At 54.5% G+C, this 13,237-nt stretch carries 12 protein-coding genes; 5 read left to right on the forward strand and 7 right to left on the reverse strand.

Translation table 11 applies throughout. The features are described from left to right. The gene (locus MUG09_RS12620) at positions 1-423 is read left to right on the forward strand and encodes an ATP-binding protein (protein ID WP_244771789.1); all 423 of its coding nucleotides are present in this window, start codon (positions 1-3) and stop codon (positions 421-423) included. Further along, on the forward strand, positions 420-1,757 hold the full coding sequence (locus MUG09_RS12625) for a [Fe-Fe] hydrogenase large subunit C-terminal domain-containing protein (RefSeq protein WP_244771790.1): 1,338 nt from the start codon (positions 420-422) through the stop codon (positions 1,755-1,757). Before MUG09_RS12620 ends, MUG09_RS12625 begins: the two co-directional genes overlap by 4 nt. Here the strand turns inward: MUG09_RS12625 and MUG09_RS12630 are convergent. Then, on the reverse strand, positions 1,720-4,671 hold the full coding sequence (locus MUG09_RS12630) for an insulinase family protein (protein ID WP_244771791.1): 2,952 nt from the start codon (positions 4,669-4,671) through the stop codon (positions 1,720-1,722). The genes MUG09_RS12625 and MUG09_RS12630 overlap by 38 nt on opposite strands. An 82-nt stretch (positions 4,672-4,753) precedes the next feature. On the opposite strand from MUG09_RS12630, the gene nfo reads away from it, so the two are divergent. Then, a complete protein-coding gene (gene nfo, locus MUG09_RS12635) occupies positions 4,754-5,596 on the forward strand; it encodes a deoxyribonuclease IV (RefSeq protein WP_244771792.1) in 843 nt (280 codons plus the stop codon). Continuing rightward, complete coding sequence (locus MUG09_RS12640) at positions 5,593-6,315, forward strand: glycerophosphodiester phosphodiesterase (RefSeq protein WP_244771793.1); 723 nt, start codon at positions 5,593-5,595, stop codon at positions 6,313-6,315. The genes nfo and MUG09_RS12640 overlap by 4 nt, the downstream gene beginning before the upstream one ends. On the opposite strand, the gene MUG09_RS12645 is transcribed toward MUG09_RS12640, so the two are convergent. From MUG09_RS12645 to MUG09_RS12665, 5 genes are all read right to left on the reverse strand, one after another. Beyond that, positions 6,305-7,711, reverse strand: a complete 1,407-nt coding sequence (locus MUG09_RS12645) for a hypothetical protein (protein WP_244771794.1) — start codon at positions 7,709-7,711, stop codon at positions 6,305-6,307. The two genes, MUG09_RS12640 and MUG09_RS12645, sit on opposite strands and share 11 nt — an antisense overlap. Continuing rightward, positions 7,708-8,658, reverse strand: a complete 951-nt coding sequence (locus MUG09_RS12650) for a hypothetical protein (RefSeq protein ID WP_244771795.1) — start codon at positions 8,656-8,658, stop codon at positions 7,708-7,710. Before MUG09_RS12650 ends, MUG09_RS12645 begins: the two co-directional genes overlap by 4 nt. Then, positions 8,655-9,899 (reverse strand): peptidase T, encoded by a 1,245-nt coding sequence (pepT, locus tag MUG09_RS12655; protein ID WP_244771796.1) that lies wholly within the window; start codon positions 9,897-9,899, stop codon positions 8,655-8,657. Before pepT ends, MUG09_RS12650 begins: the two co-directional genes overlap by 4 nt. 86 nt (positions 9,900-9,985) lie before the next feature. Next, positions 9,986-10,825, reverse strand: a complete 840-nt coding sequence (locus MUG09_RS12660) for a hypothetical protein (protein WP_244771797.1) — start codon at positions 10,823-10,825, stop codon at positions 9,986-9,988. Between the two features lie 31 nt (positions 10,826-10,856). Further along, positions 10,857-11,405: a hypothetical protein gene (locus MUG09_RS12665; protein WP_244771798.1), complete on the reverse strand. Its 549-nt coding sequence runs from the start codon at positions 11,403-11,405 to the stop codon at positions 10,857-10,859. A 196-nt stretch (positions 11,406-11,601) separates the two neighbouring features. Between MUG09_RS12665 and MUG09_RS12670 the strand changes: the two genes are divergently transcribed. Further along, positions 11,602-12,675, forward strand: a complete 1,074-nt coding sequence (locus tag MUG09_RS12670; protein WP_244771799.1) for a hypothetical protein — start codon at positions 11,602-11,604, stop codon at positions 12,673-12,675. Here the strand turns inward: MUG09_RS12670 and MUG09_RS12675 are convergent. Next, positions 12,672-13,160, reverse strand: a complete 489-nt coding sequence (locus MUG09_RS12675; protein WP_244771800.1) for a hypothetical protein — start codon at positions 13,158-13,160, stop codon at positions 12,672-12,674. The genes MUG09_RS12670 and MUG09_RS12675 overlap by 4 nt on opposite strands. Positions 13,161-13,237 lie beyond the last annotated feature (77 nt).

Here is a 13,237-nt window from a genome sequence, read left to right on the forward strand (position 1 = left end):
ATGCACCAAGAGTACCTCGTTCCAGCACAGGACTTCTCGGTGGCAGGGGTTGCTGCAAGCAATCTCAAACGGTTGCTCAAGCAGCTGAACATCCCACCCTTGACGATCAAGCGCATCATAGTCGCGGTCTTCGAGGCTGAAGTCAACGTCATAGCCCACTCCTACGGGGGGAGGATTCTCTGTGACTTCGAGGAGGACGAAATTCACGTGCAGGTCATCGACACAGGTCCCGGCATCCCCGACCTGGAACTGGCCATGACCGAAGGTTGGTCCACCGCCAGCGATGAAGTCCGCGAGCTGGGATATGGGGCCGGTATGGGACTGCCGAACATAGCAAAGAGCTGTGATGAACTCTCCATCTATACGAAAGCCGGCGATCATACACGCCTGAGCATGCTCTTCCGTCTCAAGGAGAAAGCATGAGCACACAGATTTTCCATCATGCCCTCTACATCGTCGAGCCTGCCTGCAAGGGGTGTACGCACTGCATGAAACGCTGTCCCACCCAGGCCATCCGTATAGCCAAAGGGAAAGCCCGTATAGACAACGATTTGTGCATCGAATGCGGCCAGTGCATGGCCGTCTGTCCGAACAATGCCATCGCCATCGAGCAGGATTCATTGTCCCAGCTTCAAGCCTATACCACCCGCGTGGCCATTATCCCGGCAGTTTTTTTCGCCCAGTTCGATGACTCGGTGACACTTGGACACATCACCGGTGCATTATATGCGCTTGGATTCACCCACCTCTATCTTGCCGAGACCGGTGTGGATATACTCACAGTCCTTGAGGCGGAGGACCAGGGTGCAGGACGCCCCTTGATCAGCAATTTCTGTCCATCGGTCCAACGCCTGATCCAAGTACGCTTTCCTCTCTTGGTGGACAACCTGAGCACTCTTCGCTCTCCCGCCCAAGTTACGGCCATGTTCGCCCGTAGTGAACTGCCGGGTTTGTCCGATGGCTTGGGAATCTTCTACTTCAGCCCCTGTGCTGCTAAAATCGCCCAATTCAAGACCGAAGGATCGGAGGAGCACCGACTCTTCGACGGCATCATCAACTTCGATACCGCCTACAATCTGGTCTGCACCCACCTTGCAAAGCATAAAGGAGAGATGCAAGAGGGAAAAAGCTCGTTCAGTTTCCCTGTCTGCACCCGCAAAGCCTTGCGGTGGAGTCTGGTCAAGGGACAGAGCTCGCATCACAGTGGACGTTGCCTGGCCGTCGATGAGATGCATAATGTCATAGAGTTTTTGGAGATTCTGGAAGACGAGCAGGATACAAACCTGCAGTTTCTGGAACTCGACGCCTGTGCAGAGGGGTGCGTCGGGGGAATCCTTACCGTCCGCAACCGTTTCCTTGCCACCGAACGGCTCAGACACTGGTCAAGCACGGTCCCCAAGCAGCTGGACCAGGACTTGTGTGAACGCATCCTCAAGCAGAAAAAGGCTTTCGAGAAAAACCTCAATCTGGAACCTGTGCTCCCCCTGCAGGTGCTGGGACTCGATACCGACCATGCAAAGGCCCTGCAGAAACTCCGCAAAGCCGAGCGCATTCTCGCCGCACTTCCGCTCATCGACTGCGGACTGTGCGGCAGCCCCTCCTGCAAGGCCTTGGCGGAGGACATTGCAAAAAGCAAGGCAAGCATCCGTCAATGCGCCGTACTCAAGCTCAAATCGGCCAAGGATCTCAACTCCCTGGCCCGTATTTGGGGTGAGCGGTCTACAGCGGCAGACGGACTGCAGGACGATCAAGCATAGGATGCTTCACCTTCTCTGCTTCGAGCAATTGCGAACCGGCCAGCACCACATAGGAATCCTCGGTCTTTGCCAAGTCCAACAACGCCTGGGCCCCTTTGTTCAGTTGCTCGCTATCCATACCCAGCAGCTGCTCCCTTCTCATATGCCTGAACTCGTCGCTGATGCCATAGAGCAACCGACGGAACGCAAGAATGGAGTCCTGACTGGGTGAGAGCGGTCTCAGTTCCGATCCGACGGTCGATATCAATGCATTCTCAATATGCTTTGCTTCGATACTCTGTGTAGCATACTTGGCAAGAACCCGCTTGAAATCACTGAGCGAGCCGATGATCCTGGGATCGCGATACGTGGAGAACACAAACATCTGTTCCATCACATCGGCATTCGCCGACACTCCGTACGCTCCGCCTTGGCCGCGGATAACCTCCCACAGGTCGTTGCCTGTGAGAATCTGACCGAGCAGGACCTGAGCGGCTTGTTCGTTGCTGCCTCGGGGACTGGTTCGCAGGGCATATGCTGCATAACTGACAGTGGAAGGCAGGCGATAGAGCTGCACCTCATGCACTTCGCCTCTGCTGACTTCTCCATAGCTCCGATTTTTTGCAATAATCGGGCCATTATCCTCAAAACCCGAGACAAAACGTTCCCAAACAGGAACCAAGGTCTCAACAATCTCCTCGTCACAGCCAAGGTGGTTGATCAATCGCTTTCGATTATTCAGCTTCTGCTGCAAGGCCCGCATCTCGACCGCCAAAGAGGGAAGATCGTCCTCGGTCAACGAATCAAGGAAGAACCATTGATGCAGACCCGAAAGCTGTTCTCCCTCGTATTGAATCGGACTGAAGACACTGGCTGCACATAAGGAAGCGTAACTGTGGGCGCTGTAGGTTATACTGTCGGCGAAATCGGTCTTATAGTTGTTCAATACCTGCTTGATCTGCTTGATGTCATCGACCTTGGCCTCAAACAGCAGCCGCTGAATGAACTGCATCGCTTCCTCGAAATCCTCACAAAGCATCTTTGTCCTGCAGAGGAGAATCAAGACATCCTTGTCATTGCACGCCGATCCCATCTCTACAAAGAGATTGAAGTCCCCGGTCAGATGCTTGAGCTTGGTGGCAACCTGGACGTAAGAGAGCTCTCCCATTCCGGTCATCTGCACCAAACGGGTATAGAACGGCAGCAACAGCAGCTCCCGCTCGGAAAAATCCTCGATGTTCAAGCCGATATCGGCATAGACTATCTGATTGCAGAATTGTGACCTGATGAAGAGGTCCTGACCGGCAAGCTGTACATGCTCGTGCGTATTCGGCTTGATGGTGCTGGGAAGGTCGCTCAGATGAAGATACGGGACGGTTGCCAGAGCCTGGGGGGTATCGCCTTCCTGCTCAAAGCGTGCAAACCGCTCGTTCTGCAAGGCCAGCTGCTTCAGCCCCTTCTTTCCCAATTCATCCTTGATTTGATTGGCATATCGAGCAATCCCCTCGCTTTGTCGCTTCTGATGGTCGGCATCCCCTTTGACGGTGACCAGGCACCTATGAGGGTTGTCGATGAGATTGACCTGGATCCAATCCTCGAAATACCGTGGATTCGCTTCCAATTTCCGTTCGAGCTGCTCAAGCAGGGGTGCTGAATGGATGGTGGCGCTCGGCCCGAGGTCGAAGAGCCAGCCGCGCAGGCTTCGATTCAACGCCCTCAGCCCATTGGGGATGCCCCCGGGAATCTCAAGCTGCTTGAAGCGCGCACGCTTGAGACTGGAGGCGACCAAATCGCTGTCCAACCCTTCCTTAACGATGGCACAGAGTGCGTCCAAAATGCAATTCCGTGCTTGCTCAGCCTTATCGGCCTCAATTCCCTTGAAGCCTACAAGAAACGGCATCTGACGAAAGTCGGCGCTCATGCCGCTTTCAGATGAGATGTCCATACCGAGCTCACTGTCAAGCAATGCCTTGTACAAGGGAGCGGCGGGATTGCCGAGCAGGATGTCCACCAGCGTCGAAAGGGTGATCACCTCCAAGGAATCGGTCACCTCGCTGGTAGCCCAGGAAAGAACAACCGAGGAGCTCTCCTTGGTCTGCCCCTCTTCCATCGGGCTGGTGAAGGTGACGCTGCGCTCCTGCTTCCAGCGCTGGGCGAGCTTGCAGGTGCTGTGTACATGCAGCGACCCGCGGGTCTTCAGGTATTCCTGGTCCAGATATGCAAGCTTCTCTCCGATCGGCAGATTGCCATATATAAAGAGTTTGCAATTGGATGGATGGTAGAACTGGCTGTAGAAGGAGAGAAACTGCTGGTAGTCGAGGCGAATGATCTGCTCGGGATTCCCTCCCGACTCGAACGCATAGGGAGTGTCGGGAAAGAGTGAACGGACACTGCTCTTACCGACTATCGAGTCGTGGTCCGACCCATCGCCGAGCATCTCGTTGTAGACCACCCCTTCAAAGCGGCAGGTCTCCCCGTCGGTGACCAGACGCACACCCTCCTGCCAGAAGGTCTCCTCACGCAAAAGCGGAGCGAATACGGCATCGGTATAGACAGAAAAGAGGTTGTCAAAGTCCTTCTTCAGCGGACTGGCCGCTGGATACAGGGTCTTATCCGGGTAGGTCATAGCGTTCATGAAGGTATTGGTGCTGCCCTTGAGCAACGCCATGAACGGGTCGCGCACCGGATAACGCTCAGAGCCTGCAAGCACGCAGTGCTCCAGGATATGAGCAATGCCGCAGTCGTTGCTCGGCAGCGTCTTGAATACATAGCTGAAGAAGAGCTCGCTGTCCTCATTGACCACCTGAAACACTTCCATATTGGTTTCAATATGTCGAAAAAGGTACCCGACACCCTTGTACTCCGGTAGGGTGGAAATCTCAACCAACTGAAAACCGGATAGCTCATCACCAAGGGCCCATTGCCGTTCGCTCATGCTGTATCGCTCCTCTGTAAAGAGGACACTAACACGAGTTCAGATGATTGACAACCCTGCCTCAAAGCTCTAGGTTTCTTCTATGCATACCATTGGACCCCACACCAGTATAGCAGGAGGGTTGGAAAACGCCCTTGTCAGGGCGCATGAGCTTGGCGCCAATGCACTGGGCATGTTCACCAAGAACCAACGGCAGTGGAAGGCCAAGCCGCTTGCCAGCGAAGAAATCGCTCTGTTTGTACAAACCTGCACGAAGCTGGGCTTCACGGCCGACCAGGTTCTGGTGCACGACAGCTACCTTATCAATTTGGCCAATCCTGATTCCCAAAAGCGCCAGCAGAGCCTGGAGGCCTTCATTGATGAGTTGAAGCGGGTGGAACTGCTTGGACTGAAGCTGTTGAACTTCCATCCAGGCTCCCACCTCAACCAGATTGATGCAAAGCAGGCCTTGCGCCTGGTCGCCGAGAGTCTGGACATCGCCCTCGCCCAAACCGACCGGGCCATTGCCGTCATCGAGAATACGGCGGGCCAAGGCTCAAACCTGGGCTCGAATTTCGAAGAGCTTGCCTATCTCTATGAACAATGCACCTACAAGGACCGCGTTGGGTTTTGCATAGATACCTGCCACGCACATGCCGCCGGGTACGACCTTGGCAGCATCGAGGGCTTTGAGCAGGCCATCCAGCGGTTTGACAACCTGATCGGCCTGGATAAGCTCAGGGGCATGCATCTCAACGATGCAAAGGCACCCAGTGCAAGTCGACTCGACCGTCATGAAAGCCTTGGGAAAGGCACCATAGGATGGCCGACCTTCGAACACATCTCCTCCGATCCACGATTCGAGGGTATTCCTTTGGTTCTGGAGACCATCGACACACAATTATGGAACTATGAAGTAGCACGCCTGCGTCGGGGAACCGTATGAAACAGAACGTCTTTGACAAACCCGTCCTCTTCGGCCACAGGGGCTCCTCGTTCGATCATCCGGAAAACACATTGGACAGCTTCGCTGCCTGTCTGGATCTGCAAATCGACGGCATCGAGCTCGATGTACAACGGTGCAGGAGCGGAGAGGTGGTGGTCATCCACGACTTCGACCTCAAGCGTGTAGCAGGTTTGGACAGGCGCGTCGATGACCTGGACTATGAAGAACTCAAGAAGATCGATGTCGGCAATGGACAGAGGGTCCCTCTCTTTGAGGAGGTGCTTCAGCTCTGTCAGAATAAGGTGTTGTACGACATCGAGCTGAAAGCCGAGGCAGTCAAGAACCTCGGCTTGGAGCGGGAAGTCTTTGACCTGCTTGCAAAGACCGGGCTGCAGAAACAGGCCTTGGTGAGCTCCTTCAACCCCGTAAGCCTGCTGCGGTTCAAGCGTATCTGCAGAAACCGCATCCCTACCGCCCTCATCTACAGCGACTCACCTTCCGTTCCGAGCATATTGCGCCATGGTCAGGGAAGACATTTGGTGCGACCAACCTATCTCAAGCCGCCGAAGGAGCAGTTTGAACGGGCACGGACGTGGAACTACCAACTTTGCACCTGGACTGTTGATGATCCCAAGGAAGCCGAAGTTCTGCTGGGCCAAGGCGCCATGGCCCTTATCAGCAACAATCCCAAAGCATTGCGTCAGTTGTTCAGCGCATGAACAGGTAGGCGCTGACCAAATAACTTGCTATCGAGCCGAAGCGAAGGAAGGCCTCCTCCCAAGCTTCCTCCATCGACGAACCCGAAGCCACAGCCTCAACCTCATTGGTGTCGTAGAGGACACTCTGGTTTGACAGGTCATGCACCCGTACCCGCCCCGAAACGACTACTACATGCTTCTCCCTCACCCGCTCGGATGTCACAACTCCCACCGTACCCAAGAGTGCCAATGCCCCTTGAGGGTACAACCGTTGCAACACGCCAAGCTGCTCTTCCAGTTCCACGGAACGCAGGAACACCTGCTCGACAGCAACAGAGTCGAGCGCAAGCTCTTCGGTGAAGGTTTGCAGAGCTGCCGATCGAGGAAGGAGCGACCCTTGCTGGTTGAACGCCTGGATGAGTGCAACAATCGGTTGGCCGGTCACCGGAGAGGCGACCGAATAGGGAAATTCGATGCGGCAGGCATCCATGGCAGCAAGAACAGGCTCGATGGCCTGCGCTTCCAACTCAGCCGAGATCCGGTTGCGCAGGTCGGAGAAGTCCACCGAGAAAATCACCTGTCCACTCTTTTGCAGACCTTGGTTGTAGGGGACAAAGGAAAAAAATCCGTCGCTTGCCGTATTGAACTGCAGAAAATCAGTATAGGGCCTGCCCAGGCTGTTGCGGGCCTGGAAGGTGGCATGCACCGATGCCTTGAGCACCTTCGGTGACAAGAGACGGCTCTTGCGTCGCACAAACACACTCACCGTCGCCTTCGAGGGATCTGCATCACGCAGCGATAGTCGAAGCGAAGCTATGAAGGTTTCCGCCTTCTCCAAGAGATTGGAAAGCTCGTGCTTCCTGACATTGACCGGTCCCTTGGAGGCGAGTATCGCAGCTTCCAGATAAAGGCGGATGGTAGTGGTGTCGTCATTGGCTCGATACGCTTTGTCAGCTTCCTTCAGCAGCTCCTCGATGCTTGCGTCACGTTTCAGCATTTCGTTGTAAACACTGGTTCGTTTGCCGGCAAGCAGGTTTGCATCCAGACGGGCCAGGAGGTAGATTTGGGTTTGTGAACGGCCTTCGCTGCGCTCATACTCATTGGAGATGGAGAGCTTGAAGTCGGCGATGGCATTGGTGGTGGTAAGCTCCCGATAATAAGCATCGTGCACATTCTCACCGACATACTCGGATATCTGGGCAAGGATGTCCTCGTAGGCAAGCAGTCTTGCATTGTAAGGAACCGGAGCACTCCCCTGTCCTACAAATGCGACCTGGTCGCTGCGTGTCTGGGGACTGTACACCCACGAGGGAAGACCCTCAACCTGCGAACGCACCAAGTCGGAAAGCGACGAACAGGAAGAGAGGATCAGGCTGAAAAGGAGCATGAGTAGAAGGGTGCGTACCGCTTGTTTCATAATGTATAAGTGTACGCTGTTCCGAGATTGAGGAAAAGCCCTTGGCGCTTCAACGTCCCAGCAGAAGCAGAGACATGGTTTCCCCCTCCAACTCTGAACGACCAGGCTCCACGCTGGTACACAAGCGAGAGGCTTCCTTCAGCAGCATAATACAGGCCTCCTTCCGAAAAGGAAGTCCCTACACCGAACAGGGCCTTTCCCTCAAGGCTGAGGGAACGCACCAGATGGTTGTTGGGAGAAAAGAGGTGTGAGAAAGGAAGCGCAGCGCCCAGGCCAGCAACCAGATAGCCCTGCTGTAGATCAGGAGAAGCAAATCCGAAGTGCAGCCGGAAGGGGTACGAGCCGAGCGGATAGGAAGTGCCCACACCCAAGCCCATCGAGCCATCGCCCTGCAGGTACATATTCACTGAGAGAGGAAACAAGCCCATGGGCTCAAGGCCCATACCCACCAAGAGTTCCTTGCCCGATGTCTGTTGCAGGAAAGCCAATACAGGCTCCTGTCTGCGTACATGCGAGGCAACCACTACACCACGCTTATTGCCCTGTCCGTCCAGAACCAGGTAGGGGCGGCCTTCAACGAGAGCGGAGCCAGCTGCAAAACCTCTTTCATGTGAGAATTCCAGGCGTAAAGCGGGAAGCTCCTGCAGCAGGACAAGTCCATCATAGCTGAGATTGGAGACCAGGTAATCCTCAACATCCTTGGTATGAGCAGGGATGTTCAGCGTAAGGTGACGATCATCGACGCGAAGCTCAAGGGCCAAGGATGCATCGAGTCGAGCGACAAGAATCTCATCCTCCTTGAGCAGGGGGAGCATGGAGCGCTCCAAGGCCCGCCTGACCGACAGGCCCATCGACTCGACAACCCCTTCCTCGCTGTCCAGCTCAAGCGATGCAGCCGACAGCGAAAAGAGGAGAAGGCAGAGAAGGAGAGCCCAAAGCTTCCTCATTTCGAAGCACCAACCTCGACAATCTTGATGATCAGGCGGCAGGCATCCTCCATGGCCGGAAGGGCAGCCCATTCAAAACGGGAGTGCAGGTTGTGTCCGCCGGTGAATATGTTCGGACAGGGGATGTTGCGTTCATTCGCCATGCGGGCCCCGTCCGTACCACCGCGAATCAGCGCACTCTGAAGTTCCATGCCAAGCTGACGGCCTGCTTCATACAGGTTCTCCATGGCAAATGGTTTGGCAGCAGCAACCAAGGCCATGTTGTAGTAGATGTGCTTGGCATCGACGCTCACCTTCCCGTTCGGATAGAGCGCCTCTGTGGCGACGGCAAGACTCTTCAGAGCCTCGATTCTGCGATTGAGGATGTCCAGATCGAAATCCCTGAGATAGATGGTAAGGTCCACTTCGGTGCTGGTTCCGCTGATGTTCTGGGCGCAATAGTAGCCGTAGCGACCGTCGGTTGCCTCCGGACTCTCGGCCTGGGGAAGTGCATTGATGAAGAATGAGGCCATGGTCAATGCGTTGACAAGCCTTCCGCGTGCCATGCCCAAGTGATAACTGACACCGCTGAAATGAACCTTCACCGTCGCAGCATTGAAGCATTCGCTCTCGATCTCATAGCGTTTTCCACCGTCGATCGTGTAGCAGTAATCGCAGCTGATCTTATCATAGGGGAAGGTATTCATGCCTGCTCCCGTCTCCTCGTCGCTGGTGAAAATAAACTCAACAACTCCGTGTTTGACCTCGGGATGGGCGACCAGGAAGGCAGCCGCACTCATGATTTCGGCGATGCCGGCTTTGTCATCACTGCCCAACAGGGTATTGCCGTCGGTGACGACAATCGTCTCCCCCACATACTTGGAAAGCTCGGGATTCTCCCCTGCGATGAGTGTAAATTGCTCATTGAGCACGATATCCTTGCCGTCGTACGCCTCGATGACTCTCGGTTTCACATTGTTTCCCATTACATCATCGGCGGTGTCGACATGAGCCATGAAGGCTACGGTGGGTACCGTGTGCTCGATATTGGAAGGAAGTCTTGCAATGACCACCCCGTTTGCATCGACCTGAATGTCGTTGATGCCGAGGGACTTCAGTTCGTCGACGAGCAGATTCAACAAATCCCACTGACCGTCGGTGGAGGGGTGTTTGACGGCCACAGCCTGGTCGTCGCTCATGGTATCAATGGCTGCATAGCGGAGAAACCGTGACAGGATTTCATTTCGAAGGGTATTGGACATGGCGAGGAGCTCCTTCCTGATGTATAAGATGCACATAGTATTTCACAAACCACAGGCAGGAGCAACCTCAGAATTGCAGAGCTTGTTCAGATACCGAAATTGTACTTGGCCAGCATCGGCTTCACCATGTCCACCACGTTGTACAGTGCGAACACACAAATGATGATTCCCGTCACTACGGCACCCCGCTTGAGCGTGTTGCCGACTGCAATCACACTCGCAGCCAGGGCATAGGAGAGTTCGGGCTCGGTGGTTACACTGGTCAGCCATTCACCGAAAGACTCATCTATGCTGCCGCCGAATTGATAGTACCTCCAGATGGACATGACAGTACTGGCCACCACCCCGGTGGCAACGGCGATGGCGGTTGCCGCTGAGACTTTCCCCCAGAACATCACCGATGGGATGCATGCATAGACGACTCCTGCGGTAAAGAGCACCAGCGTCCTGGTGACCAATTTCTGCATGTCCTTCCAGAAGGCTGCACGTTGACTGGGAGCAAGGCCCCGGCTGAGCACCTCTGCCTTGTTCAGCATGAGCGTACGGGCGGACTCCAGCTTTTCATCCAACTCCTGCTGTTTCTGTTCATCCAACAAACCATGGGCGAATGCAACAACTTCCTCGATATCTGCATCCGAGCCTACGGTGTAACAGAACTCCAGATATCGGCGGCCCTGCTCCTCGGCCAACGTATTGGCCACTATCTCAGCGGAGCTCACACCCTGCGACGACAGTCCGCGTTGGAGATCCTCCTCCAGATAGGGCCATACAACATCCTTTTGCTGCTCGATCATCTCTGTTACTGCAGGAAACAGCTGATCATCGCTGATCTTGGCCTTACTCTGTACCTCCCAGCCCATAGAACATCCGCTGAGAGGCAATACAAGCAGGATCACCACCACCCAATTGCCTACGATGCGTACCATGAAATTCCTCCTTCCTGTTCATGCTGAATCTTCACTGCCCTGAGTCCTTGGATGAGGGAACAGGAAACGTCCACCCGACAAGCAGAGCGAAGCGAACCATGGGAAACCGTGTAAAAAGGGACTGCAACTCTTCATACTCCTCGGTCAAAACCCGATTGGGATCCTTGATGACCACACTTGGCTTGACAATGAGGGACGGAGGAATCTGAAACTGCCACCCGATCGCCATCTCATTGAGAAACAGGACCTGAGGCTCCTCTTCGTAGGGATGGTTGGCAAGCAGGGCCACCTGCATGAGCGAGAGTGAGAGAAATGCATCCCAGGAAAGTGGATGGTACTGAAGGAACAGGCCTGTCTCCCAGCTTTGAACGCCGCCACGGTAACGTTCAGCCGTCAAGGTGAGGGGCATGCTGAGGCTGAACTCAGGGGTAACCTCAAGTGATGCCTCCAGGCGGATGATTGCGGTATCAAAGGCAAGGCTGTCCAGCGAACAGAGATCGATGGCGACCGCAATGCCTTCATGCCCGGCGCCAAGATTGAAAGGAAGCAGGAGAAATAGGAGCATGAAGCGAATCCGCATACTAAACCCTCCGTATGCAGACCCTACCATGCGCAGGCAATTGCTGATATTCTCCCCGCGGAGTACCCCCAGGAGGGAACAAATCCATAATTCTTCACTGAAAAAGAGGAATTGGAAAGATTGTCGGCGATAACTCGTGCTAGACTTGTACAACAGGAGCCTCTTCTGGTGTTATAGTAGTAGCAAGGAGTTTGTTGTGAATAAGACTTGGTCAGTAGTGTTGATTATCCTCGCCTGTCTCACAGTCCTATCCGGTACCTACTGGTATTTTGCGATGAGGCCTGAGACACAGACCGTCGAGCAAGGAGAACCGGTACAGACGCAGCACTTGGAATCTTCGGTGCAGTCTCAAGCGGCGCCCACGCTTGAGGATACGGCAGAGCCTGCACTCCCGGTTGAACCAATGCAAGAGGTGCAGGAAGTCCAACCTGTTGAAGCGGTACAACAGCAGACCATTGTCGAGGTTCCCATCCAGATGCCGGTCATGGACGACACGGCTCCTCTTCCCCCGCCCATCGACCCGTTGATTCAGTCGGGACTTTTAAAACTTCCCACCTCCAGCGCTCCTAGCGTACCCATTCCGTTCGCAGTTCCCCAGCCCCTTGTAAGGGCTTCTACAACGACGGAGACACCTAAGGAAGAGCCGGTTGCACCAGACACTGATGATGAGATTGTTCTTGATGAGGAGCCTATCGCTGTAAAACCCGAAGTGATGGCCCTTGAGGCTGAAGAACCCGTTGCACCGATTGCCGGCGAGAGCGAGAAAGTAGTTCTCACCCCCATAGCTCCCCAGACTCCGCAAATACCCACCAACCGTGTGCAGATCGACCCTGAGCCTCTGAGCTGGACGATTGGAGCAGCGATTTCCTTTGCGAATTTCGACCTGCCCTCCCTGAACAACAATGGGTTCTCATTCCAAGTGGATGTATTGAAACACACCGATACGCTCTTCAGTTTCGGCGGCGCTCTTGAGTACGGGCAGGTCGACGGAAATTCTTATCTCAGCACGTTGGCAAAGGGACAGTGGACATTCCGAGAGGATAAGGCGTTCAATATTCCTGTATCGGTATCCCTTGGACCGACTTTCCTCTTCGAGACCAATACTGAGTTCGGTTTGACGGCGAAAGCGTCGGCCGGATTCTCCTATGAGATAGTCAAGGACCTTCGCTTCTTCTACCAGGCAGGCATTCAGGCCCGGTGGATGATCACCAAGAATGACTTAACCGTCTCCCTTGAGCCGATGCATATAGGTTTCAGCTACAGTTTCTAGCCTTGTTTCCAACCCAGGGCGATGGTAATAGCTTCCTTATCGTTGGATACACGGCGGCCCACAAACCGGGCCTCTCTTTCATCTGCAATGAAGGTCACACCTTTTCGTACGGAGAGGACCTGCCCTACGGTAAACTGCTTGACTTGTGCAATATCCATGCTCCAGACCTCCTTGACGGTGCCGCCCTTGGCCTCTTTCTGAAACAGGACAAGTCGTGTGGCGGTGATTATCAGCCTCCCGCGGATGAGGTCCCCGTCGTCAACCGGAGGGATAAGGGCGCAAAAGCGTGAGTAGGAGAAAGGTTCGCTCGTCACCTTGCGTACCGCGTCCTCGGTGACATAGTACGCTATGCGATAAAACAGCCACACCAGGACGAACAACAGGGGGAAGAGTGAATAGTAGACCACCCGTCCGATATAGAGGGGGTTGATGAATACCAAAACCAGCGTCAGGGCCAATAGGGCGATCTTTACCAATACTTGCATGCCTTGAATGTACCGGTTGAAGAGAAAAATGAAAAGATGTGAAGCGATTTCCCGTCCCTCCTTCCTTTGTGGATGGA

It is taken from the genome of Sphaerochaeta associata (assembly GCF_022869165.1).
Lineage (GTDB): Bacteria > Spirochaetota > Spirochaetia > Sphaerochaetales > Sphaerochaetaceae > Sphaerochaeta > Sphaerochaeta associata.